Source organism: Brevundimonas aurantiaca, from assembly GCF_904830995.1.
Taxonomy (GTDB): Bacteria; Pseudomonadota; Alphaproteobacteria; order Caulobacterales; family Caulobacteraceae; genus Brevundimonas; species Brevundimonas aurantiaca.
On record NZ_CAJGVD010000001.1, the window covers coordinates 858,196 to 882,081 of the forward strand.

Consider the following 23,886-nt stretch of genomic DNA (forward strand, 5'->3'; position numbering starts at 1 on the left):
GGACGCGGCCGGTTTAGCTCAGTTGGTAGAGCGCCAGTTTTGTAAACTGGATGTCGCGGGTTCGATTCCTGCAACCGGCACCATTCCCCTTCTTTGAAGACGGATGGCCTTGGACCTGAGGATCGCTACAGTGTCCGCTCTTTTCAGGAGTGCGTCTTGCCTGCTTCTCGTCGTCTGGTGCTCGTCGGCGGTCTCGCCGCTGCGGGCTGCTCCTCCCTCGCCGTGACGGCGGGCGGCGTCCGCCGTATGGACCCAGCCTTAGACGGGGTTGTCGCCCCGGATGCACGGCTCGAGCGTCTGGCGTCGGGCTTCACCTGGTCTGAAGGCCCGGTCTGGATCGCCGAGGGGGCGTATCTGCTCTTCAGCGACGTGCCGGAGAACCGCATCCATCGCTGGTCACGAGCGGGCGGCCTGTCGGTCTTCATGGCGCCGTCCGGCTATGACGGACCCGACCCGTCTGTCTTCCGCGAGCCGGGGTCGAACGGCCTGATCGCCGGTCCGGCGGGGACGATCCTGATGGCGGATCACGGCAATCGGGCGATCGCCCGCGTGGATTTGGCGACCCAGGTCAAGACCTTGCTGGCGACCCATTACCGCGGCGCGCGGTTCAACTCCCCCAATGATCTGGTCCAGGCGTCGAACGGTGCGATCTTCTTCACCGACCCGCCCTATGGTCTCAAGGACATGGACCGTTCGCCGCTGAAGGAGATGGCGGAGAACGGCGTTTACCGGCTCGATCCCGATGGCGACGTGCATCGTCTGGTCGATGATCTGACCTTCCCCAACGGCGTCGCCCTGTCCCCGGATCAGCGCACCCTCTATGTCTCGGTCTCCGATCCGGCGCGACCGGTCCTGATGGCCTATGAGCTGGACGGCGCGGGCGGGATCAGGGGCGGCCGGGTGTTCAAGGATTTCGCCGCCCTGGCGGGGCCTTCGGCGCCGGGCCTGCCGGACGGGATGGCGGTCGATCGGGACGGACGCCTGTTCGCCACCGGTCCGGGCGGCGTCCATGTGCTGACGCCGGACGGCCGCAGCCTGGGTCTGATCGACACGGCGGGCGCGGCGGCCAACTGCACCTTCGGAGAAGACGGCCGCACCCTGTTCATCACCGCCGGCGACCGACTGCTGCGGCTTGAGACCCTGACGCGGGGCTGACGAGGCGGGTTCACGGCGCGGCGGGATCACCGCGCGCCGGTCAGCGTCCCTTCCAGGCTGATCGTGGCGTCGGCGTTCTCGACCACATTCAGGGTCGTCGCCTCGACCTTGCGGTCATGCAGGGCCGCCAGCCAGCCGAAGGCGGCGGTGGTCGAGACATTGGTCAGGCTGAACCCCAGCCCCCCCTCGGCCGACATCCCCATCTGGGGCGTCAGACCGGTCGCCGCCTCGACCTCGGCGACGGCGGCGGAGACGTCGACCTCTCCTGCCTTGGCGTCGCCGACGGCCAGGCTCCCCGTCCCGCGCTCGATGGCCGTCAGTTCGGCCTCGGCCGTCGCGCGCGTCCGCGCGGCCTCATCGCGCCAGCTCGCCAGCGGCCGAACGATCAGCAACCAGGCCAGGACGGCGGCGATCGCCACGCCCATCACGGTCAGCATGCGCCGCTCCCGCAAGGTGCGGCCGTCCCACCAGGCGGCGGCTTGAGCGATCAGGCGGTTCATTGCATCCCTCCGATGATCACTTCGCTGACGACCCGACCGCCGTCCTCGACCGTGGACTGGTCCGTCATCGACAGGCCCGAGGCGGTCAGAGCCGCGCGGATTGAGTCAAGATCGGAAAAGGCGGGATAGCTGAGCGTCGCCCGCACCCCCTTGCCGGGCCCGGCGCTGAGACTGTCCAGTTCGGCTCCCTCTACCTGTTCGACCGCCGCGAACAAGGCCGCCGAGACCGCCGCCAGCCCGCCCGGCGGCGGCGCGACGTCGATCAACCGACGCGCCTCCTGAACGGGATCGGGGGCGCCGGCCGCCTCCGGCAGCCGGGCCTCGATCAAGGCCAGGGTCTGGCGTTCGGCGTCCCGCGCTGCGGCCTGATCGCGCAAGCCGCCCGCTGCGGTCAGGATCAGGGGCGAGACCAGCAGGGCCGCCGCCAAGGCCGCCGCCAGACGCCAGTCGCCCCGGCCCGGTTCGCGCTTGCGTTCCTGGCCCGACAGCAGATCGACGGCCGGCGCGACGGCGGCGGCGGCCAGCCAGCGCTCCAGGGTCTCGGCGTCCTCGATCCGCACCAGGCGGCGATCGCCGGCGATCAGGTCCACCAGATCGGACTGCACTGTGGCCGCAAAGCCTTCGCCCCGCAGGGCCGTATCCCCGCCGAAGACGGCGGCGACCAGTTCATCGCCCGACGGCGGCGGCGCAAGAAGACAGTCGGGCGTGACCGCGACCGGCCGAACCCCAAGGGCGGCCAGATAGTCGATCCAGGCTTCCAATAGACCCGCGCTGACGGCGGCGACCAGTCGTGGGGCGGTCTCTTCGCCGCGCGCCGCCGGCGCCACGGCCACGACCGTTCTTTCGGGATCGCCGGCCAGTTCGTCCTTCAAGGCCCAGCGCGCAGCGGCCCGCACCTGGGCCGCGCCGCCGACCGGCAGATCCAGCCAGCGCACCAGAACATCGGCGCCCGGCGCCACGGCGACGGTGCGGACATCGGGCGTCGTCAGGGGGTCTTCGAGCAACAGCGACCCGCGCTGCAACACCCGCCCGCCATCGTCGAAGGTCAGGAAGGGCGCGGGCATGGAGGCGGCCGGCGGGATGATGACGATACGGGTCTGGCTCATTCTTCAGGGGTCCAGCGGCGAATGACGGTGCGCACCGCGCCGTCGGGCGCGGCGTGGATCAAGGCGGTTCGGACGGCGCGACCGCCGGCATAGTCGACGTCGACCGTCAGATCGAAATAGCGCGTGACCAGCGTCACCTGCTCACGGGTCTGATCATCGGGTGAATAGGTCTGCAGGGCCGGCTGCCCCCAGAAGGCGTCCGTAGAGGCCCAGCCCTGGCGCGGTCGGGCGGCGATGGCGGCCCGCGCGCCCTGAACTCCGACCGCCCCCGCGGTCAGCATGGTCAGAAGCGGCGCCTGATCGGGCGTCAAGGTGTTGACGTTCAACTTGGCCGGTTGGGCCGTCGGCAGGGCGCAGACATAGGGTCGAAGCCGATCATAGAGACCGGCGTCGATGTGGGCGACCGCCCGCATCTCGCTGACGTCGGCCAGCACGACCCCGCCAGTCCTGTAGGGCGTGGCGAGCCCGGCGTAACGCGCGTCCTCGGCCCCGCCCGGCGCGGCCTCCGCATCGGCGTCCATCCAGTCGGTCAGGGCGGCGGCGGCGGCGGCCATCCGGGCGCGTGACACGCCCAGGGCGGCCCCCAGGGCGATGAACTGGGCCGCGCCCTCGGGCCGGGCGAACAGATCTTCCCTCTGGCCATAGACCAGCGAGTTCAGGTTGAAACAGGCCTGACCGTCCGTGACGACGGCGCGGATCGCGCCCTCTTCGATCGGGAAGTTCAGCAACCGGCCGTTCCAGCGCGGCTCCAGAGGGGTGCGGAGCGGATCGGCCTTGATCAGGTCGGCGATTTGGCGACGGGCCAGGCTCTCGGCCCCGGCGGCGTACCACTGTGCCTGGGCCTGGACGTCGGCGTTGGTGGTGCGGCGCACGGAAAAGCGCACGTCGTCCAGCAGAACGACCGCCACGGCGGCCATGACGGCCACCAGCAGCAGGACGGTCAACAGGGCCATCCCTTCGCGCGACGTCCGCCCCCGCCTCATGCCGATGCGACCAGAAAAAGCTGTTCCAGCCGTCCCACCCCGTCCAGGGTCATGACGATACGAACCGCATCGGGCAGCGGGCGGTCGCTGGAGGTGATGAAGGCCTGGGCTTCCGACCCGTCCTGAATGAAGGTCACGGCCGCGTCCTTGACCCCGCGACAGAGGACTTGAGGCGGTCCCGGGCGCGCGCCGTCCAGATAGGGGAAGACCCGCCGCTCCAGACGCCCCTCCACCACCCGATATTCGACCCTCTGCAACGACGCCCGCGGGGCCTGGCCGGGATTGGACCAGCCGTTCCGAACCAGGGTCAGGATCGGATCGCCGGGCTGCTCCTGCCCCATCAGGGCGCGCGGCAGAGGCCGCCCGGTCGGGGCGCGAACGCGGCGCGGCGCAGCCTGGGCCAGGTCGGCCTTCAACAGGGCGTGCATGCGCTGAAGATCGCCGATCCGGTCGGTCTCGGCGCGCAGAGCGAACCGGGTGTCGATCGTCTGGCTCAGCACCAGGGCGCCCGCACCGGCCAGGAGGGCGAAGATCGCCAAGGCGACCAGCACCTCCACCAGGGTGAAGCCGCCGCGCCTCCCAAGCCTGTGGCCCACGCGCCTCATGCCGCAGCCGCGCGGAACAGAACCCGGTCGGCGACCTGGCCTTCGTCGGTGAAGACGCGAACGTCGATCCGGCCCAGGCCGGGAACCTCGGTTCCCGTCACCACCCGCCGCCAGCGCCAGACGCGGCCCGCCAGCTCGACCTGGCCCGAGGTTTCACCGGTCGGCAGGCTGGACGCCAGCATGGCCTCTGCCGCCACGTTTTCAGCGACGACCCCGCCCAGGGTGCGGGCTTCCAGCCGGATCGCCGAGCGCGTGGCTTCTCCCGACAGGTTCAGCAGGGCCATCGCCGCCAGGGCGAAGACCGCCAACGCCACCAGCATTTCGATCAGGGTGAAGCCGGCGCGGCCCGCCGCTGACGATCGGACGGCCTCAACCATTGATCGACACCTCGCCCGCGCCGTCGATCGAGATGGTGCGGACCTGTTCGTCACGGCTCAGCCGAACCTGCGCCGGATCGGCGATTCCCGTGGGATCGAAGACGATGCGAACAGGGCCGGCGGGCGCCGCGACGCCCTCCGCCCAGGTTCGAGGCGTGAAGACACCGTTCAGCGGCGTCCAGGCCGTCCCGTCGAACTGCGCGAACCGATAGCCGGATGCGTCCGCCTCGACCGCCACCGGACGGTTGGTCATGATGGCCTCCTCTCGGGCGCGCGCCAGCCGAGCGGCGAACTGCTCGGCCTCCACCCCGACGGCCGGTCGAGGATCGGGCATGGAGAGCACCACCGCCCCAGCCGCCAGCCCGATCACCGCGATCGTGACCATCAGCTCGACCAGGGTGAAACCGGCTTTTCTTTTGGCGCCACCGCTCGCCGCGCGGCGGCGCGCTGCTTGAGCGCGGTCAGCCCTGCCAGTTGCCGAGGTCCGCATCATTGCCCTCGCCCCCTTCCTTCCCGTCCGCCCCCAGGGAGAAGACGTCGAACGGCTGGCCGCGCGTGCTCTGGCGGCGGTAGCGGTAGGGATTGCCCCAAGGATCTTGGGGCAGACGACGCACATAGCCGCCTTGGCGATAGCGTTCCGGCTGGGCCAGGCCGGCCGGCGCCGACACCAGGGCCTGCAGCCCCTGCTGATCGGTGGGGAAGTTCAGATTGTCGAGGCGATAGGTCTCGATCGCCTGTTCCAGAACCGCGATGTCCGCCTTGGCCTTGGCCACCATGGCCCGATCCTGGCTGGGCAGGACATTGATGGCCACGACCGTCGCCAACAGGCCGATGATGACGATGACCACCATCAGTTCGACCAGGGTGAAACCTTGACGTTTCCGTCTCTTGTTCTGATTTTCTGAAGTCATCACTAAATGCTCCTCACCCCATCGCCAGGGTGTTGATCTGAAGAATGGGCAGCAGGATCGACAGGACGATCAGGGCCACTACCCCGCCCATGACGACGATGATGGCCGGCTCCAGCAGGCTCAGCATCACGGCGGTGAAGGTGGCGAACTCGCGTTCCAGATAGTCGGCGGCGCGCTCCAGCATGGGCTCCAGCCGGCCGCTGCTCTCGCCCGAAGCGGTCATATAGACCAGCAGCGGCGGGAAGACGCCGGCGCGGCGCATAGCGGCCGACAGGCCCCCGCCCTCGCGCACGGCCTCGGCCATGGTCTCTGTCGCGCGTCTCAGTGCCCGGTTCGACACCGTGCGGGCGGTGATCGTCAGCCCCTCCAGCACAGGCAGGCCGGCCTGAATCATGGTCGACAGGGTCCGCGCCATGCGCGCGCCGTGCAGGTCGCGCGTCAGCCGGCCGACGACCGGCAATCTCAACATCGCCTCATCCATGCGCAGACGGGTTGCAGGATGGCGCCGCGCGGCCACGCCCCCGCCGATCAGGGCCGCCAGGATCAGGATCAGCAACCAGCCCCAGTGCCGCATCAGCGTCGACAGGCCGATCACCATCCGGGTCAACAGCGGCAGGGTCTGGTTCATGCTTTCGAACTGATCGACCACCTTGGGCACGACGAAGGTCATCAGCACCGCGATGACGCCCAACGCTACCACCGCCAAGACGGCGGGATAGACGATCGCCGTGATCACCTTGCCCCGCACCTGCTGGTCGCGTTCCAGCCCGTCAGCCAGCCGTTCCAGAATGGGTTGCAGTGCGCCGGACTGTTCGCCGGCCGAGACCATGGCCCGGTAGAGCGGCGGAAAGGCGCGGCCCTGCACCGACATGGCGTCGGACAACCGCCGCCCCTCCATCACCCCGGCATGAACGCCTTCCAGCACGCGACGCACGGCGGGCCGGTCCGCCTGGAGGGCCAACGTCCGAAGCGCCTCCTCGACCGGAGAGACGGAAATCAGCGTCGCCAGCTGACGGGTCGTCAGGGCCAGGGTCTTCGCCCCCAGACGGACGCCGGCGCCGCCCTGTAGGGGCCGTTCGCCCCGCGACCCGACACGAGCCGGCGTGAGTTCCAACGCCATCAGGCCGCGACGGCTCAGCTGTCTCCTCGCCGCCGTCTCGTCCGCCGCCGTCAGGGCGCCGGACACCGTCCGGCCGACCGCATCGACGGCGACATAGTCGAAGCCCGCCATCAGGCCGCCTCCGCCGGGTCGGCCGCCGTTTCCTGGCGAGCCACGCGCACCGCCTCCTCCACCGAGGTGGCGCCCTCAAGCACCAGCGTCCGCGCCCGATGCCCCAGGGTTCCCGCCCCATCGAAGGCGGCGGCGACCAGGGCGTCCTCGTCCGCCTCGGCGGCGATCAGGCGACGCAGGCGGTTGCCGACCTTCATCACCTCATAAAGGCCGATCCGACCGATATAGCCGGAGCCGCCGCAGTGGCTGCACCCCTGCGGGCGCCAAACCGTGACCCCGGCCTTGGCGCCGATCAGCTTGGCGGTCTTCTTGTCGGCGACCTCGGGGATGCGACAGTGTTCGCACAGACGGCGCACCAGCCGCTGGGCCACGATCAGCCGCAGGGTCGAGGCCAGGAGGAAGGGCTCCACCCCCATGTCGCGCAGACGCGTCACCGCCCCCGCCGCGTCGTTGGTGTGGACGGTGGACAGGACCAGATGGCCGGTCAGGGCGGCCTGGACAGCGATGGCGGCGGTTTCGACGTCGCGGATTTCGCCCACCATGACCACGTCCGGGTCCTGGCGCAGAATGGCCCGCAGGCCCGCAGCGAAGGTCATGCCGACCTTGGTGTTGACCTGGGTCTGGCCGACACCGTCGATGGCGTATTCGACCGGGTCTTCGACCGTCAGTATGTTGCGCGTCTGGTCGTTCAGCAGGGCCAGGCCCGCATACAGGCTGGTGGTCTTGCCCGAACCCGTCGGCCCGGTGACCAGGATGATGCCGTTCGGCTCGGCCAGGGCCGCGCGGAAGGCGGCCAGGGCGTCGGGCGCCATGCCCAGGCGGTCCAGGGTAAGACCCGCCTGATCCTTGTCCAGGATCCGCATAACCACCCGCTCGCCGCCGCGCGACGGCAGGGTCGAGACCCGCACGTCCAGTGTCTTGCCGCCCAGGGCCAGGGGGATGCGCCCGTCCTGGGGCACCCGCTTCTCGGCGATGTCCAGCCGCGCCATGACCTTGATCCGCGAGACCAGAAGCGGCGCGATGCGCGGATTCAGGCTCAGGGCCTCGCGCAGCACCCCGTCGATCCGCATCCGAACCAGGAGCGCGCTCTCATAGGTCTCCAGATGGATGTCCGAGGCGCCGGTCCGCACCGCCTCGGCGATGATCCCGTTGATCAGTCGGATCACCGGGGCGTCGTCGGCCGTGTCCAGGAGGTCGGCGGCCGCCGGGATGTCGTCGATCAGACTGTCCAGGCCGGCGGGCATGTCCAGATCCTCGCCGTCCGCCGCCGCCAGATGATCGCCCGCATAGATCTCGGACAGCTGCCGGTCGAAGGCGGCTTGGCTCAGGGGCTCAACCGCCAGCGGCCGCCCCAGCCCCCGCCGCGCCTCGATCAGTCCCTTGGGGTCGGCGCCCTCGCGCAGACCCACCCGCGCCACATCGCCGGCGTCCAGCAGCAGGACGCCGTGCCGTTTGGCGAAGCCGTAGGGCAGGCTTGGGCCGACCAAGGTGATCATGGCGTCAATATCCCGCCGACGGCAGGGGCGCGGCCTCGACCGGGGCCACAGGCGCGGTCACGCCGGTGGGCGCGATCACCATCGGCTCGCCCGTCGCCGGGGCGGCCGGAGCCTGGGTCCGCATATAGTCCCGCACCAGAGCGTCCAGGCTGGGCTCGCGATCCGGCTGCACCGCCTGCTGCTGGTCGCGGATATAGCCCCAACGGTCGGCAGCCAACCCTTGGGCCTCTTCGCGGGTGCGGATGATGGTGGGGCGCAGGAACACCATCAGATTGGTTCGGCCGCGCTGACGGCTGTTCGAGCGGAACAGGGCCCCGACTCCCGGCAGGTCGCCCAGACCGGGGATCTTGTCCGCCTGAATGATGTCGTTCTGGTCCAGCAGCCCCCCGGCCACCGCAATGTCGCCGTCATCGACGACAAGGGTCGTCTGCAGCTCGCGCTTGTCGAACACCAAATCCGTCGTGCTGCTGGTCAGGCCGCCATTGATGGCCGACACCTCCTGACGCAGCGTCAGGGTGATGGAGCCCCCGGCGTTGATCTGAGGTTTGACTGTCAACCGCACCCCGATGTCCTTGCGGTCGGTGGTGGTGAAGGGGTTGGAGTTTCCGTCCAGCAGGGTCTGGCCCGTGGTGATCGGCACCTCCTGTCCGACCAGGAAGGTGGCCTCTTCGTTGTCCAGCGTCATGATGGACGGGGTCTGGAGCAGGTTGGAGCCCTTGTCGGTCTTGGCCGCATTGATGATGAAGCCGAACAGGCCGTCTCCGACCTCGAACCCGCCGCCGCCGACGAAGCCGTTGGCGCCCACCAGACTGTTCAAGGCCAGGGTCTGCAGCTGTTCGCGCAGAGGATCGTCCTCGTCCAGCTGCCCCGCATAGGCGCCGCCGGCCATTTTCACCAGCGGGGTGGCGTTGTCAGTATAGTTGGTCAGGCCGACGCCGTTCTCACCGCCGTACAGCCACTGGACGCCCAGTTCGCGCACGGCGTTGTCGCTCAGCTCGACCACAATGGCCTCGATCAGCACCTGCTGGCGGCGCACGTCCAGGCGACGGATGACGTCGGCCAAGGTGCGCTGCATGTCGGCCGGCCCGGAAATCACCAGGGCGTTGGCGCCGGGGAAGCGGGCGATGGTGGCGCGCTGGCCGGTGGCGGTGACGGAGGACGAGCCGATGGCGCCGCCCTCGGCGTCTCCGCTCCCCAAGCTGGCGGCGGCGCGCGACAGGCCGCTGGAGGCGCTGGTCGTCGATCCGGTCGCGGCGGTGCGCAAGCCCTGGCTCGTGCTGTTGGAGGCCGTCACGGGCTGGCCCACCACCTGTTGCAACACCGGCAGAAGCTGCTCGGCGTTGGCGTGTTCCAGGAAAACGACGTTCACATCCTGGTTCGCCCTCGACCGGCCGTCCAGGTCATGGATCAGGCCGCGCACCCGCGCCAGGGCCTGGCCGTCGCCGCGCAGGACGATGGAGTTGGAGCTTTCGACCGGCGTGACCGTCACCATGCCCTGCCCGCCCCCGGGCGCGGCCATCACCTGTTGCAGCACCCCGGCGATCTCGCGCGCGGAGGCGTTCTCCAGGGCGACCACCTCATAGCTGGACCGATCCACGTCGATCCGGCCGATCAGCGAGCGGATGCGCGCCAGATTGTCCGAGAAATCGGCCACCACCACGCTGTTGGCGCCCGGATTGGCCAGAACCTGGCCCTGAGCCCCGACCAGGGGCCGAATAGTCTCCGCAGCCGAGGCCGCGTCAATGTTGCGCAGTTGGAAGACCTCGGTCGAGAACCGCTCGGCCCCGACGGTGGACGGTCCCTGGGCCGCGCCCTGGGCGGGACTAATCCGATAGGCGCCTGACTGGGTCGGCGTCACCACCAGGCCGTTGGCCCGCAGGGTGGACAAAAAGACTTCAAACAGTTGGGCCCGACCCAGCGGGCGCTCACTGGTCACCGTCACCGTACCGGTCACGGCCGGGTCGACGATGAAGGTGCGGCCGGTGGTGCGGGCCACGTCCTGGATGAAGGCGCGAATGTCGGCGCCCTGGACGTTCAGGGTCTGGCGCGCCTCCTGGGCCAGGACCGGCGAGGCCGCGACCGGCGCCTGAAAAGCCAGAACCAGGGCCAGCGCCCCGACGCCGGAGCGCATCAGCCGGTGGCGCAGAGAGACGGTCATGGTCGCGTCCTTATGGTGGTGGTGCGGGTCTGACCCCCGCGCTCATACTGGATTTCGGCAGAGGAAGCGTCGGCCAGCTGACTTCTCAGGGCGCCGACCGCTTGAGGGCTGTTCAGGGCCACGCCGTTGACCGACAGAATGACGTCGCCCGCCTGAAGACCCGCGCTGCGAAGCTCCGACCCGTCTCCGGCGGACGAGACGGTCAGGCCTTTGACGCCCAGCCCCTGCAGCCTTGGGCGCAAAGCGGCCTGAGCGATCAGGCGTTGGGGATTGACGACTGCGGCTGCGGCCGCGTTCGAGGCGGGGGAAGCGGCGGGCGGGGTCACGATCTGGGGGTCGAGGGCGGCGGCGGGGGCGACGCGGCCCCGGCAGGCGCATCCGTAAACTCCAACCGGGTCAGGGACTGGCCCCGCGCCAGGGTCACGAAGTCGGGAGCGACAGACTGCAACACCAGTCCGGGCTCGACCTCCTCTCCGACGCCGACGGAAATCTGACGCCCGTCAGCCAGGCCTATGATGGCCGAGCCGCCGCCCACGCCGCCCGCGCGGACGCCGAACAGACGCATCTGACTGGCCTCCGCGCCCGAGGCGCCGGCCAGGGCCCCCTGCCCTCCGGTGCGGAAGAAGGCGTCAAACCGCGACAGTATGCTGACGTCGACAGGCCTAGCCGCAGCGGCGGCGGCCGGCGCCTCAGCCTGGGGCCTGGGCGCGGCGAACAGCCAGATCAGACGGCCGGCCTGCACCAGCAGCAGGGCGATCAGAAGGAGTTCCACGAGGCGGCGCAGCGGCAGACGACGCCCCCTGTCCAGGGCGGCGGAGAGGCTGAGGTTGCGGATGTCAGCAATCACGACGCCAAGCCCGTGCCGGCCCCCGACGGCCGCGAATGGCGTGTAGAACAATCGTCCGTATGCGGGCCTCACCGAAGTGTGAAGACGCGGATAACTTCTCGTGACGGTTCAACTGTGTACGGACATTTAAATCGAAACGGCCGGGAGGCGTTCGCCTCCCGGCCGTCGATGGTTTGCGGTTCTGACGGATCAGAAGCGCGCGGTCAGGCTCACCGAGGCGCTCTGACCCAGGTCATAGTTGTTGACCCGGATCTTGGCGCCCCGCTCCTGGTATTCGTCGAAGTCGGTTCCCAGCAGGTTCCGCAGTTCCAGGGCGAAGCCCATGTCGCGGTCCATGACGGTGAAGTCCTTGCGATAGACGAAGTCCAGGAAGACGCCCGGATCTTGAATGAAATCCGGTTCGCGGCTGGTGCTGATGCCGGCGCCGCGGGCGGTGATGCGATCGCTGACATAGTTGACGATGACCGTCGCCTGAGACCGGGCCGTGTCGTCTTCCCACCCCAGTTGCAGGTTGGCGACGTGATCCGACTGGCCTTGCAGACGGCTGCCGTCCTGAATGAAGAAGGAAGCCTGTTCCGGCGTACCGGCGCCGCCCAGGGTCAGCACCGTATCGCCCGAGCTCACCTTCACCTCAGAGTCGGAGTAGGTGTAGTTGGCCTGGACCAGCCAACGCTTGTTGGCGATGAAGGGCATGGGCTGGTCGGGGAACTCGAAATACTTCTTCACCTCGACCTCGGCGCCCATGATGGTCGCCTTGGGCGCGTTCAGGAAGGACTGCTGGCGCTGGTTGCCGACATCGACGATGACGGATTCAACCGGCTTGTCCATGTCCTTGTAGAAGACGCCGGCCGTGATGAACTGCTGGCGGGCAAAGTACCATTCATACCGCGCGTCGAGGTTCAGCAGTTCGGTGTCCACCAGGTAGGGGTTGCCGATGAAGATGCGGTCGCTTTCCGGATCGGTATAGGCCTGGGGGGCCAGTTCGCGGAACTGCGGGCGACCGATCGTCTTGGACGCGCCGAACCGCAGTTGCTGATCCTCAGCGAAGTTCCACGTGGCCGTGAAGGAGGGCAGCCAATACTGCTCCTCGATTTCGGTGGCCTTATAGGTCGAGGCGCCGCCGAAAACGTCGCGCGGGGTGACGCTCTGTTGGCCGTCCTCGAAACGGACGCCGACCGTCGTGCGGACCAGCGGGATGATTTCCGCATCGATCATCGCATAGGCCGCATTGACCTGAAGCTCGGCGTCATAGGCGCTGGCGCCGTTGCTGCCGGCGATTTCGCGCAGCTGCAGAGTGTTCGGATTGATGTTGTAGTCCGAGAACAGATAATCGACCCGCGCGTGACGCTGGCTGTCGGTCAGGCCGTTGACGGCTTCGAACTGCAGATCGTGGCGGGTGGCTTCGCGATTGTTGTCGAACGAGGCCACGCCGGCGCTGATGATCGCCTCGCGGATCGAGGACAACGGCAGGGTGTAGGCCACATCCACGCCGCCCGAGACGATGTCGTCGTCCAGTTCGCTGAACGAGATCAGATTGCCCTGAACGTTGTGGATGTAATCGCCGGCGGCGTCCACGCCGTATTGGAAGCGGGACTCATAGGGCGCGTCCCGCGACGTCTTGGCGTAGGCGGCCCGCCAGTCGATCTCCAAGGCGCCGTCCATGAACTGGTGTTCGCCAGCCAGCTGGCTCGTGAACAGCTGGCGCACGAACCATTCTGTATAGTCGTTGCGGATGACGCTTCCGCCCGCGTCGAAGTCCGGGCCGGCGGCCGAACGCGCTTCCTTGGTGGTGTTGCGGACGTACAGGTTGGTCCACTTCAGCTCATGATCGACCGTCTTCAGCGACAGGCCGCCGAGCATGTTCAACCGGATGTCGTTCTGGTTCGATTCGACGTCATAGGAAGAGGAGACCTCCAGGGCGTCGCCCTGGAACTGGCCCTCTTGCTGAACGCCGCGACGGGCGCGCCAGCTGTTGTCATAGCCGGCGACCGCGATAAGGCCCAGCGTCCCCAGGCCGGTGTCCTGCGAGAACCCGCCGGCCAGCTCCACGCCCCCGTCGATCGGGGTCTTTTCGCGCTGCAGCAGACGCAGCGGCGCATTCTCCAGCGACTGGCCCATGACCTGAAGCTGAGCGGCCGAGAAGTTGGCGGTGTTGATCTGCTTGCCCTGATCAAAGGCGATGCGGATCGCGCCGGGAACCTCGCGCGTGTCGTCGTCAAAGCCGGTGAAGTCAGTGCGCGACCCGTAATAGATCAGGCTCTCCTTGCCCGTCGATTCCGTGTTGCCGCCCAGCGACAGCTTCATGTTGAAGAAGGGTTCGTTCGGGGCGTCGATCGTGTGCAGATCGATGACGCCGCCGCCGAACTCGCCGGGGAAGTTGGGCGAATAGGTCTTCTGAACCGTCACGCCGTCCAGAATGCTGGAGGGGAACAGATCCAGCGGCACGACCCGTTGCAGCGGCTCGGGGCTGGGCAGGGGCGAACCGTTCAGCAGGGCCGAGGAATAGCGCTCGCCCAGGCCGCGGACATAGATGAACCGACCTTCGACGATCGACAGGCCGGTCACGCGCGTCAGGGCTGCGGCGGCGTTGCTGTCGCCGGTGCGCTCCAGGTCTTCCGAGGTCAGGAAGGCGGCGACTTCAGAGCTTTCGCGGTTGGGTTCGGGAATGTAGCGGCCCAGGACGACGATCTCGCCGACTTCGGCGGGCTCTTGATCGACTTGTTCCGCCGAGGTCTGGGCCGGAGTCTGGGCCGTCGGGGCGGTTTCAGGTGCGGCTTGGGCGAACGCCAGGCCGGGCGCAATCAGCGCGCTGGTGGCGAGAAGGACCCCGCTCAGGGTCAGAGAAAGTCTATTCATGGTCTGCGCCTTGAAGGGGTCAGGAAACGCGAAGAACCGGCGGCGACCCTGAAGGCCGCCGCCGGCGCCGTCGTCATCAGCAGGGAGAGCCGGCCGTCAGGCCGCAGGTCCAACCCTGCCACCAGGTGTCCTGGGCGTTCCGCACAGCGCCGATGTAGTTGACGCTGTCGAAGAAGCTGTAGACCGTCTTCGGATCGATCGCCGTCACGGCGTTCTCATTGGCGCCGTTGATGAAGGCCAGGTTCTGGTTGGCGATGGTCGTGCCGGAAGCCGGGGCCGTCAGGGTCGAAGTTCCCGCCGCCGTCACATTGGTGTTGCGGGCGTTGGTGAACACCGCCGTCGAACGGGCGACGTTGGCCGGACGGTAGGAGACCGAGCAGGACATGTAGATCGAACGCAGCGAAGGCGTCGTGCCCCCGTCGAAGCTCGTCTGGGTGTCGGCGTCAGCGATGTCGAAGCAGCCGGCGACCGAGCCCGTCGTCGAGGTGGCGACGATGTTGATCAGGGTCGGGTTGGTGCCGGTGTCGAAGTGCATGACCGTGTGGGCGTCGGTCGGGGCGTTGCGGCCGACCATGGTCCAGTTGGCGATCTTCGGCTGCGACAGATAGCGCGAAGCATAAGGCGTCGAAGACGGAGCCGACGAGAACTCGAAGCCGGCCGACCGGCTGGTCGAGTTCGGGGCCCGCTGGGTCACGATGCCGAACTGGGCGCCGCCGCGCCAGCCGGTGTCGGTGTCCAGACCGTCGTCGTCGGCGCCGTTGATGACGATGTGCTTGAGGTTGGCGTTGCCGCCGAAGATCTCGATGCCGTCGTCGGAGCTGTTGTAAGACTGGATGTACTCCAGAACCGTGCCGGAGCCGACGCCGGCCAGGGTCAGGGCCTGCAGCTCATTTCCGGTCGAGATTTCAAAGCCGGAATATTTGATCTGAACGTAGCGCAGACGGCCCGAGTTGTCGGTCGCCGTATTGCCGCCGTAGAAGGCGTTGGTGCCCTCGACCTGGCCGGTGCAGGTGACCGGCGCCGTCAGCTGGCAGTTGGCCTGGGGCGCGCGGCCGGCCAGGACGATCCCGCCCCACTGACCTTGCGAGGTCGCCGTGGCCGTGCCCTCGACGTCCTGGCGGCTGGTGAAGATGATCGGCTTGGTGGAGGTGCCCTCGGCGTAGATTTGCGAGCCGCGGTTGACCAGCAGATAGTCACCGCCGCTGGAGGCGAAGATCTTCACACCCGGTTCGATGGTCAGGATGCCCTGCGTGCCCGTGGTCGAGGCGGGATCGATGCCGCGGTCGGTGCCCACCTCGGTGCGGCCGCTGATCGAATAGATGGTGCCGGCGCGGACGGCCAGGCTGAGGTTGCCCAGAATCTGCTGCGGCAGTTGGCAAACGCGCAGCGAGCCGTTGGCGATGGTGCCGACATTGGCCAGGCCGGTCGGGCAATCCGCAGCGGGCGTGCCGGGGGCCGGCGTGTTGCCGCCACCGTTGTTGCCGCCGTTGTTGCCGCCGTTGCCGAAGTTGCCTTCGCCGGGCGAAGCCACTTCCGCCGAGCCGCAGGCGGCGAGCGCGAGGGCGCTGGCCGCCGTCACGAGCAGGGTTTTCATCTGAAGGCCGGTCATCGTCAGTCCACCGTGTCTGGTCAAAGAGCTATGACAGGGGGCGCCCGAGCCCATGCCCGGCCGCAAAGACGTGATCGCCCCTCCTGCCCGAGTGGAGTCATTAGGGATGCTGTGTGAAGGCGCATGCGCTGTTGCGTGAAGCTTCAGCGGAGCTTTTGCTGCGGATTGCGATCCATTTTACGACAAACGATCTGCCTTCGGATCACTGGCTCTCGTCCAAGGCCCTGCGGCGGCGCGCCTTCTTCGGTCTGGCCTTGACCCAATCTGGAAATCTATCTTAGGTTGCAACGTGTCGCGCGATCCCGAAATAAAATCCGGACCTCCACGTCCCGCGCAAGACCGGCGCGCCGCCGACCCAGGGCGGCGACGCGGGTCGATCATCTTGGCTGGCGCCGTCGGCGCCTTCATCTGGCTGACGATCGCCGGCGCGGCCTGGCTGGCGGCGCGGGCCCTCGGTTGATCAGTCGCCGTTCCACCACGTCAGGTTGACGGGGAACCGGCGATCGCCCACCTGAACGGCCCCGCTCATAACCGGCGTCTGGTCGCCCAGATTGCGTCTGGCGGTCGCCAGGGCGCCCTGGTCGATCCGCAGATCCAGACGCACCGCCTCTCCGCGCGCAGCGGTCCCCGTCATCCGCAGCCTATCGTCCGTGATCTCATAGGTTTGCAGCGACACCGGCGGCGAGCCGTGCGATCCGGCGAGGGTCAGGATCAAAGGCGCGCCCGCCCGCGATCCCCGCTCCCACGCTTCAAAGGCCGCGATCTGGCCGACGAACAGCCCGGCCAACTCCCCCGGTGCAGCCCCGCCCCCAACCGGCCGATACTGGCCCGAGACGTCGCCGCTCAGATGGTGACGGAAGGCCGCCTCAACCGGCGCCCGCTCTGCGGTCTCCGTCCCCCGACGCACTCCGCCCTCCCGGCCTTCGCACGCCGCCAGGGCTGCAATACAGAGAAGAATCCCGCCCAGGCGCCGCATCAGCGATCCAACGACCGGTCCAGAGCCCGGAATCCGGCGATGGCCAGTTCGGTCGAGGCGGCGAAGACCTCCGGCTTGATCCGCTCGAAGTCGTCGCTGGGGCGATGATAGTCGGGGTGATAATCGACGCCCATATAGAGGAAGGGAACCCCGGCCTCATGGAAGGGGGCGTGATCGGAGGCGTCCACCCAATTGTCCTCTCCCTCGTCCTGCGGCGTGTCCTTGCCGAAGGCGAGGCGGACCGGCCCTACCGGGGCGATCGGCTCCAGGATCGGGCGTAGACTCGGATTCTGATAGGTCCCCGTGACCCATAGCCGCCCATCGGTCTCGGCCCGCGCCGTCATGTCGAAGTTCAGGTTCAGGGCGACGGCGGACAGGGGCATGGGCGGGGCCTTGACGAACTCTTTCGCCCCCAGAAGCCCGCGCTCTTCCCCGTCGAAGAAGACGAGCAGAACGCTGTGCTCCGGCGCCTCGGCCTTCAGCCGCTTGGCCAGCTCCAGGGCGGTCGCGACGCCGGAGGCGTTGTCGTCGGCGCCGTTGTAGATCCGACCGCCGTGGACGCCGACGTGATCATAGTGGGCCGACACGACGATATAGCGGTCGCTGACCCGGCGGCCGGGGATCAGCCCCAGAATATTGACGCCGCGATAGGTCGTCGGCCCGTTGGGCGAATCGCCCATGGCTTCGAAGGGCTGCAGCCGCCCGAACGGCGCCGGCGCCACGTCCAGGGCCTCCAGCCGCGACACGACATAGGCCCTGGCCCGCTCTCCGCCAGTCGAGCCGGTGTCGCGCCCCTCCATTTCGTCCGACGACAGGATCCGCGCGTCCGCCAACAGCTGATCATAGACGGAGGCGAGCGGGGCGACCGGCTGGCCGGCCGGCGTCGCGGTCGGCGTGACACAGCCGGCCGCCCCGAGCGCGAGGCCCGCCGTCATGACGGCGCTGACGAAAGAACGGACGGTCGGCATGGGCGGCTCCACGGGGTCGATACGGCAACTTAGCGCGGCGCTGCGGCGCCGTCAGCCGCGTTGACGGGATGAACCTGACGCTGCGCATGCATTGAAACAGGTGATAGGGAGTTCGACATGTCCAGCGCGATTCCCGCCTTTCCGCCCGTCGAAGACCTGACCGCCGAGACGGCGGCTGAGGAGCTGGCCTGGCTGGCCGCCGAAATGGCTCGCCACGACGCCCTCTATAATGAAGCGGCGCCCGAGATTTCCGACGCGGACTACGACGCCCTGCGCGCCCGGAATCTGGCGGTCGAGGCCGCCTTTCCCGATCTGGTCCGCCCCGACTCTCCGTCGAACAAGGTCGGCGCCGCCGCCTCCAGCCAGTTCGCCGAGGTGCGCCACGGCGTCCCCATGCTGTCGCTGGACAACGCCTTCGACGAGGGGGAGGTGCGCGACTTCGTCGCCCGCATCGCCCGCTTCCTGAAACTGCCGGCCGACGAACCCATCGCCTTCGTCGCCGAGCCCAAGATCGACGGCCTGTCCGCCAACCTCCTCTATGTGGACGGCCGCCTGACCCTAGGCGCCACGCGCGGCGACGGCCGCACCGGCGAGGACGTCACCGCCAATCTGAACACCATCGCCGATGTGAGACAGACTTTAGCCGGCGACGACTGGCCCGACCGGATCGAGATCCGGGGCGAGGTCTACGCCCCCAATGACGCCTTCGCCGCCTTCAACGCCGCCGCAGAGGCCGAAGGCCGCCGCACCTACGCCAATCCCCGCAACTTCGCCGCAGGCTCCCTGCGCCAAAAGGACGCCCGGATCACGGGCAAAAGGCCGCTGAACTTCTTCGCCTACGCCTGGGGCGAACACTCCAGCGATTTCGCCGAGACCCAGTGGGAGGCCCTGCAAAAGCTCAAGGCCTGGGGCTTTCCCGTCAACGCCCGCTCGCGCCGGGTCGAGGGCGCCGAGGGCCTGATCGCCGTCTATCGCGAGCTGGAACGCGACCGCGCGACCCTGGGCTATGACATCGACGGCGTGGTCTACAAGGTCGACCGCATCGACTGGCAACGCCGGCTGGGCTTCGTCGCCCGCAGCCCCCGCTGGGCCATCGCCCACAAGTTCCCGGCGCAACAGGCGACCACGGTGCTGGAGGGGATCGACATCCAGGTCGGCCGCACCGGCTCCCTGACCCCCGTCGCACGGCTGCACCCCGTCACCGTCGGCGGGGTCGTGGTCCGCAACGCCACCCTGCATAATGAAGACGAGATCGAACGTCTGGACGTGCGCATCGGCGACACCGTCCGCCTGCAACGCGCCGGCGACGTCATCCCCCAGATTCTGGGCGTGGTCCCGGAGCTGCGCCCCGCCGACGCCGTCCCCTATGTCTTCCCCGACAAATGCCCCGAGTGCGGGTCTGCCGCCATCCGCGAAAGTGGTGAAGCCGTCCGACGTTGCACAGGCGGATTGATCTGCCCTGCTCAAGCCATGGAGCGGCTTAAGCATTTCGTCTCGCGGAAAGCACTAGACATTGAAGGCTTTGGCGAAAGCTATGTCGAGCTGTTCTACAAACAGGGCTTCCTTCACAACCCCGCTGACATATTCAGACTCAGGGACCGCCCGGATACCGTCCGCTCGGCTGTTCTCGAACGTCGCAAAGAACTGGCTTTGCAGCGGCAGCAAAAATCCGGCGCAGCTACAAAATCAATAGATGACGCTGAACGTGCCTTTGGTTCTGTAGAAAAACTTTTCGCCAACATAGCTGCGCGGCAAATCAACGTCCCGCTCAGCAGACTCATATTCGCCCTCGGCATTCGCCATGTGGGCGAAGAGACCGCGAGGCTACTGGCTAACCATTTCGGAACGCTCGACGCGCTTCAAGCCAGCGCAATAGCGGCAGGCCGCCATAATGATCTCCGGGCAAAAATGCTCGATGTGGAGGGATTGGGCGATACGCTTTTAGATCGACTTTTGGATAAGTGGCCCTCGGTTAGGCACAGAATGACTGAGTCCAACTCCTTAAATCTTGATATCTCGAACATTCTTGGGCTTCCTAAACCAGTAACATCTCGCCTAACGCTCGAGATGGGACCAGAACTGGCGCCCACGCTAGACAAGTTGGAGGAACGACTAGCTCGCAATGCGTTTAACTACATCAAGGCGATCAATGGCCTTGGCCAGGTAGGACTTGAATCTCTTTCGGGTTTCTTTTCAGAACCCAAAAACCAAGCCCTTATCCAAGACCTAGAAAATCTTATCCAAATCGCTCCTCCCGAAGTCGTCGAGGAAAGCGCCCTTTCGGGAAAAACCGTCGTGTTTACCGGAACACTCGAGTCCACGACACGAGACGAGGCAAAGGCACAGGCTTTGCGACTGGGAATGAAAGTCTCGGGTTCAATATCAGCCAAGACCGACTTTCTCGTCGCTGGCGCGTCAGCTGGGTCCAAACTTAAAAAAGCGGAATCTCTCGGGGTTGAAGTGTTGACTGAACAAGCTTGGCAGGCGTTGATCACGCAACCATAAGGACACCTTCATGCGCGCCGTCGCCATCGACTTCGAAACCGCCAACGAGACGCGGGCGAGCCCTTGCTCAATCGGCTTGGCCTGGATCAACGACGGACGTATCGACGAGATCGAGCACCACTACATCCGTCCGCCCGGCATGCGGTTTTCTAGCTGGAATATCGCCTTTCACGGCATTGGTCCGGATCAGGTGAAAGACGCTGACGAATTCCCCGGCGTACTCGAAAAGCTTATGCCCCGGCTGCAAGGGCGAACCGTCTTGGCGCACAACGCGGCATTTGACATGAGCGTCATCCGCAGCACGTGTGATGTGTACGGTCTTCCTTATCCAGAGTTCGACTACCTCTGCACGGTCAAGATCGCGCAGCAGAGTTGGCCGATGCTCGGTTCGGCCAAACTAAATGACGTCTGCAATCACCTCGGGATCACCTTCCAGCACCACGACGCGGCGCAGGATGCTTACGCTTGCGCCTCGGTCGCGCTGGCAGCGATCCAAGCGACCGGTGCACAATGCCTCGTCAGCTTGGCCGAGTTCACATCAATCACTGCTGGCCGCCTGAATGCCGACCACTACTGGCCGTGTTCGTCGCCCTATCGACCTCGCCCTAAAGCTGCTGCGCCCTCTCGGCCCTCGGCCTTTGCGTCAAGGGCAGAGACCACATCATCCCCCATCACCGGCTTAACCCTGGTCTTCACCGGCGCCCTGGAACGCTTCACCCGCGACGAGGCCAAGGCCCGCGCCGAAAGCCTGGGCGCCAAGGTGTCGGGTTCCGTCTCCAAAAAGACCGACTATCTCGTCGCCGGTCCCGGCGCCGGCTCAAAGCTCAAAGACGCCGAAAAGCACGGGGTTCGGGTGCTGACCGAGGACGAGTGGCTGGCTCTGATCGGGGGATAGGTGGGGGCTTAGCCGGTCCGCGCGCGGAACGCCCGCTGCTCCAGCCGCCGAAAGCTTCCCTAAGGTCCGGTTTTTGTTGGCGATAAGGTGATCGGCAGAGCCTTGTTTTGATCCAAAACCGGGATCACCTTGCGCCCAACGGGCGGCGTCGCCGACCCGAACAGAGGAAACGACGATGAAGACCAAGATCATGCTGGCCGCCGCCGCCCTGGCGACCGCCCTCGCCTCCCCCGCCCTGGCCGGCGATCCGACTGGCCTGTGGCAGACCCCCACCAATGGCGGCCAGGTGCGGATCAGCCGCTGCGGCCAGGCCCTGTGCGGGACGCTGGTGACGTCGAACCACATCCGCGCCGACCCCAATGTGCGCGACGAGCACAATCGCGACGCCAGCCTGCGGGGCCGGACCCTGCGCAATCTGCCCATGCTTTCGGGCTTTACCGGCGGCCCCACGGAATGGCGCAACGGCTCGGTCTATAATCCGGCTGACGGCCGCACCTATCGCGGCACCATCACCATGAACGGGGACAACAGCCTGAACCTGCGTGGCTGTGTCGTCGCCCCCCTGTGCAAGACCCAGACCTGGACCCGCATCCAGTAATCCTCTTCGGCGCAGAACAGCAAAGGCCCGGCCGGATCGCTCCGGCCGGGCCTTTTCATGGCGTTCAGAGCCAGAACCTCAGCGGTTCAGGGCCGCCCGCGCCGCTTCGGCGTAGCGATGGCCCACCGCCGCTCCCTTGGGGAAGACGGCGTCGATTCGCGCCAGATCCTGGGGCGTCAGCGCCAGGTCCACGGCGGCGACGTTCTGTTCCAGGGTCGCGACGCGGCGGGTGCCGGGAATGGGGATCAGATCGTCCCCCTGAGCCAGGACCCAGGCCAGGGCCAGTTGGGCGGCCGTGACGCCCCTGTCGGCCGCGATCGCCTTCACCGCCTCGACAAGATCCAGGTTCTTCTGGAAATTCTCACCCATGAAGCGCGGATTGGTGCGGCGGAAGTCGTCGGGGGCCAGATCGTCCACCGACCTGATCTCGCCGGACAAGAAGCCCCGGCCCAGCGGGCTGTAGGGCACGAAACCGATCCCCAGCTCGCGCGTGACGGCGAACAGCTCGTCTTCGGGCTCGCGGCTCCACAACGAATACTCCGTCTGAAGCGCGGTGATCGGATGGGTGGCGTGGGCCTTGCGCAGGGTCTCAGGCGACGCCTCCGACAGTCCCAGGAAGCGGACCTTGCCTTCGGTCACCAGCTCCGCCATCGCCCCGACCGTCTCTTCGATCGGTGTGTCGGAATCGACCCGGTGGATAGTAGAGATCGACGTGATCGACGCCCAGCCGCTGGAGACTGCCCTCAATGGCCCGGCGGACGTTGGCGGGGCTGCCGTCCACCATCAGCTTCGACCGGTCCGCGTTGTAATTGATGCCGAACTTGGTGGCGATAAAGGCTTGGTTGCGCCGATCCTTCAACGCCTTGCCGAGGAGGATCTCGTTCGCATGGGGCCCATACATCTCGGCCGTATCGAACAGGGTCACGCCCAGGTCCAGGGCCCGGTGGATGACGGCGGTGGACTGGGCCTCGTCGGCGCCGCCGTAGAAGGCGCTCATGCCCATACAGCCCAGGCCGATGGCCGAGACTTCGGGTCCGCTCGGACCCAGTTTGCGCGTCTTCATCTGCGCTCTCCTGTCGATGTGGGGGATCGGCCCAAAAACGGAAAATGGAGGCCGACGATCAGGAGATGGGAGCTACAGGCCGGGGCATCAAGCCCGCCCGGCCTCTGCGATGGTACCGCCTCTCAGGCTTGAACTGAGGACCTCCGGTTCCACAAACCGGCGCTCTAACCAACTGAGCTAAGGCGGCCCGCGCATCGCGAGGCGCGTTCTCTACCGGTCCTGCGACAGGGGATCAAGCGGCTTGATGCGATTTCGTGACGACGCGGGACAAAAGAAAACGCCCCGGAGATGGCTCTCCGGGGCGTCTGTCCTTTGAAGGCTGCGCCTCACCCGAGGGTGAAGGGCACCCGGACACGGAAGGTGGCGTCCTGGGCGGCGCCATCGACGGTCCGCGGGGACAGTTGTCCACGCTGAACCACCCGAATGGCGGCGCGACCGAAGCCCATGCCGGCCGGCTCTTCCGAGACCACCCGACAGTTGGCCGGGGAGCCGTTGGCGCGAGCCGTGCACTCGACCGTGGCCGAGCCGCTGATTTCCCGTTCCAGAGCGCGGGCAGGGAAGTCGTCGGCGGTCGGACGCGGCTGACGGGCCCACTGCACGTTCGTGATCACGGACGGCTTGGGCGGCGCCGGCGGAGCCGGAGGCGGCGGCGGGCCGGGAACGACGACGGGCGGACCGGTGTACTCGACCCGATCTTCCTTCTTCGTCGGCGTGATGTTCACCGGCGGAGGCGGAACGATGTTCGGGACGGGCGCAGGCACGCGAACCTGAAGCTTCGGCGGCGGAGGCGTGTCCGTCGGCGGAGGCGGCGGCGGCGGAGGCGGCGGAGGCGGCGGGACCGGCTCGACCAACTCGACCTCGACGGACTCGTCGACGTAGTTGAACTCCTTGAGCTTAAACTTCGACTGCTGAAGGAAGAAGATCAGCAGGGCGAACAGGAGGGTGACGATCAGCAGGCACACGATCAGCACGGGGTAGGAAACCCCCATGAAGCCCTTGGCCTTGGGTACGTCGTAACGACTGCGATGATAAGTGACGTCTGTCATA

Annotated in this window: 20 protein-coding genes, 2 tRNA genes and 3 pseudogenes; 6 read left to right on the forward strand and 19 right to left on the reverse strand. The window is 67.3% G+C overall.

What is annotated here, in order from left to right; translation table 11 throughout:
• Positions 1–7 precede the first annotated feature (7 nt).
• Positions 8–83 (forward strand) — tRNA-Thr (locus tag JMT67_RS04300).
• A 73-nt stretch (positions 84–156) separates the two neighbouring features.
• On the forward strand, positions 157–1,155 hold the full coding sequence (locus JMT67_RS04305; protein ID WP_224760954.1) for an SMP-30/gluconolactonase/LRE family protein: 999 nt from the start codon (positions 157–159) through the stop codon (positions 1,153–1,155).
• Positions 1,156–1,181: 26 nt separating this feature from the next.
• On the opposite strand, the gene gspM is transcribed toward JMT67_RS04305, so the two are convergent.
• The 16 genes from gspM to JMT67_RS04380 form a co-directional block, all read right to left on the reverse strand.
• Positions 1,182–1,655 (reverse strand): type II secretion system protein GspM, encoded by a 474-nt coding sequence (gene gspM / locus JMT67_RS04310; RefSeq protein ID WP_201462775.1) that lies wholly within the window; start codon positions 1,653–1,655, stop codon positions 1,182–1,184.
• The gene (gene gspL, locus JMT67_RS04315; protein ID WP_201462776.1) at positions 1,652–2,761 is read right to left on the reverse strand and encodes a type II secretion system protein GspL; all 1,110 of its coding nucleotides are present in this window, start codon (positions 2,759–2,761) and stop codon (positions 1,652–1,654) included. Before gspL ends, gspM begins: the two co-directional genes overlap by 4 nt.
• Positions 2,758–3,714, reverse strand: a complete 957-nt coding sequence (gene gspK, locus JMT67_RS04320; RefSeq protein WP_224764315.1) for a type II secretion system minor pseudopilin GspK — start codon at positions 3,712–3,714, stop codon at positions 2,758–2,760. Before gspK ends, gspL begins: the two co-directional genes overlap by 4 nt.
• A gap of 26 nt (positions 3,715–3,740) precedes the next feature.
• The gene (gene gspJ, locus JMT67_RS04325) at positions 3,741–4,340 is read right to left on the reverse strand and encodes a type II secretion system minor pseudopilin GspJ (protein ID WP_224764314.1); all 600 of its coding nucleotides are present in this window, start codon (positions 4,338–4,340) and stop codon (positions 3,741–3,743) included.
• Between the two features lie 5 nt (positions 4,341–4,345).
• Positions 4,346–4,726: a type II secretion system minor pseudopilin GspI gene (gspI, locus tag JMT67_RS04330; protein ID WP_201462777.1), complete on the reverse strand. Its 381-nt coding sequence runs from the start codon at positions 4,724–4,726 to the stop codon at positions 4,346–4,348.
• Positions 4,719–5,219, reverse strand: coding sequence for a GspH/FimT family pseudopilin (locus tag JMT67_RS04335; RefSeq protein WP_325100310.1), 501 nt, complete (start codon positions 5,217–5,219; stop codon positions 4,719–4,721). Before JMT67_RS04335 ends, gspI begins: the two co-directional genes overlap by 8 nt.
• Entirely contained in the window at positions 5,188–5,637 is a 450-nt protein-coding gene (gene gspG / locus JMT67_RS04340) for a type II secretion system major pseudopilin GspG (protein ID WP_201462779.1), read from the reverse strand. Before gspG ends, JMT67_RS04335 begins: the two co-directional genes overlap by 32 nt.
• Before the next feature lie 13 nt (positions 5,638–5,650).
• Positions 5,651–6,868, reverse strand: a complete 1,218-nt coding sequence (gspF, locus tag JMT67_RS04345) for a type II secretion system inner membrane protein GspF (protein ID WP_201462780.1) — start codon at positions 6,866–6,868, stop codon at positions 5,651–5,653.
• Positions 6,868–8,364: a type II secretion system ATPase GspE gene (gene gspE / locus JMT67_RS04350; protein WP_201462781.1), complete on the reverse strand. Its 1,497-nt coding sequence runs from the start codon at positions 8,362–8,364 to the stop codon at positions 6,868–6,870. Before gspE ends, gspF begins: the two co-directional genes overlap by 1 nt.
• A gap of 4 nt (positions 8,365–8,368) precedes the next feature.
• Positions 8,369–10,522 carry a type II secretion system secretin GspD gene (gspD, locus tag JMT67_RS04355; RefSeq protein WP_054766048.1) on the reverse strand — a complete coding sequence of 718 codons (2,154 nt, stop codon included), beginning with the start codon at positions 10,520–10,522 and terminating at the stop codon, positions 8,369–8,371.
• Complete coding sequence (locus JMT67_RS16205) at positions 10,519–10,848, reverse strand: PDZ domain-containing protein (RefSeq protein ID WP_224760956.1); 330 nt, start codon at positions 10,846–10,848, stop codon at positions 10,519–10,521. Before JMT67_RS16205 ends, gspD begins: the two co-directional genes overlap by 4 nt.
• The gene (locus tag JMT67_RS16210; RefSeq protein ID WP_224760957.1) at positions 10,845–11,369 is read right to left on the reverse strand and encodes a type II secretion system protein N; all 525 of its coding nucleotides are present in this window, start codon (positions 11,367–11,369) and stop codon (positions 10,845–10,847) included. The genes JMT67_RS16205 and JMT67_RS16210 overlap by 4 nt, the downstream gene beginning before the upstream one ends.
• Before the next feature lie 189 nt (positions 11,370–11,558).
• A complete protein-coding gene (locus JMT67_RS04365; protein ID WP_201462782.1) occupies positions 11,559–14,225 on the reverse strand; it encodes a TonB-dependent receptor domain-containing protein in 2,667 nt (888 codons plus the stop codon).
• A 76-nt stretch (positions 14,226–14,301) separates the two neighbouring features.
• Positions 14,302–15,819, reverse strand: coding sequence for a hypothetical protein (locus tag JMT67_RS04370; RefSeq protein WP_233455793.1), 1,518 nt, complete (start codon positions 15,817–15,819; stop codon positions 14,302–14,304).
• 475 nt (positions 15,820–16,294) lie between these two features.
• Positions 16,295–16,810, reverse strand: coding sequence for a hypothetical protein (locus tag JMT67_RS04375; protein WP_201462784.1), 516 nt, complete (start codon positions 16,808–16,810; stop codon positions 16,295–16,297).
• Positions 16,810–17,778, reverse strand: coding sequence for a M20/M25/M40 family metallo-hydrolase (locus tag JMT67_RS04380; RefSeq protein WP_201462785.1), 969 nt, complete (start codon positions 17,776–17,778; stop codon positions 16,810–16,812). The genes JMT67_RS04375 and JMT67_RS04380 overlap by 1 nt, the downstream gene beginning before the upstream one ends.
• A gap of 117 nt (positions 17,779–17,895) precedes the next feature.
• Between JMT67_RS04380 and ligA the strand changes: the two genes are divergently transcribed.
• The 4 genes and pseudogenes from ligA (at position 17,896) to JMT67_RS04400 (ending at position 21,776) form a co-directional block, all read left to right on the forward strand.
• Positions 17,896–20,283, forward strand: coding sequence for an NAD-dependent DNA ligase LigA (gene ligA, locus JMT67_RS04385; protein WP_201462786.1), 2,388 nt, complete (start codon positions 17,896–17,898; stop codon positions 20,281–20,283).
• A 10-nt stretch (positions 20,284–20,293) separates the two neighbouring features.
• Positions 20,294–20,749 (forward strand): annotated as a pseudogene (locus JMT67_RS04390) (3'-5' exonuclease); the annotation flags it as partial.
• A 207-nt stretch (positions 20,750–20,956) separates the two neighbouring features.
• Positions 20,957–21,178 (forward strand): annotated as a pseudogene (locus tag JMT67_RS04395) (BRCT domain-containing protein); the annotation flags it as partial.
• A gap of 175 nt (positions 21,179–21,353) precedes the next feature.
• Positions 21,354–21,776 carry a DUF2147 domain-containing protein gene (locus JMT67_RS04400; protein WP_054766053.1) on the forward strand — a complete coding sequence of 141 codons (423 nt, stop codon included), beginning with the start codon at positions 21,354–21,356 and terminating at the stop codon, positions 21,774–21,776.
• A 78-nt stretch (positions 21,777–21,854) separates the two neighbouring features.
• Here JMT67_RS04400 and JMT67_RS16510 read toward each other — a convergent pair.
• From JMT67_RS16510 to JMT67_RS16395, 3 genes and pseudogenes are all read right to left on the reverse strand, one after another.
• Positions 21,855–22,839 (reverse strand): annotated as a pseudogene (locus tag JMT67_RS16510) (aldo/keto reductase).
• 110 nt (positions 22,840–22,949) lie between these two features.
• Positions 22,950–23,026, reverse strand: a tRNA-His gene (locus JMT67_RS04410).
• Between the two features lie 139 nt (positions 23,027–23,165).
• The gene (locus JMT67_RS16395; RefSeq protein WP_182715004.1) at positions 23,166–23,885 is read right to left on the reverse strand and encodes an energy transducer TonB; all 720 of its coding nucleotides are present in this window, start codon (positions 23,883–23,885) and stop codon (positions 23,166–23,168) included.
• Position 23,886: the final 1 nt, after the last annotated feature.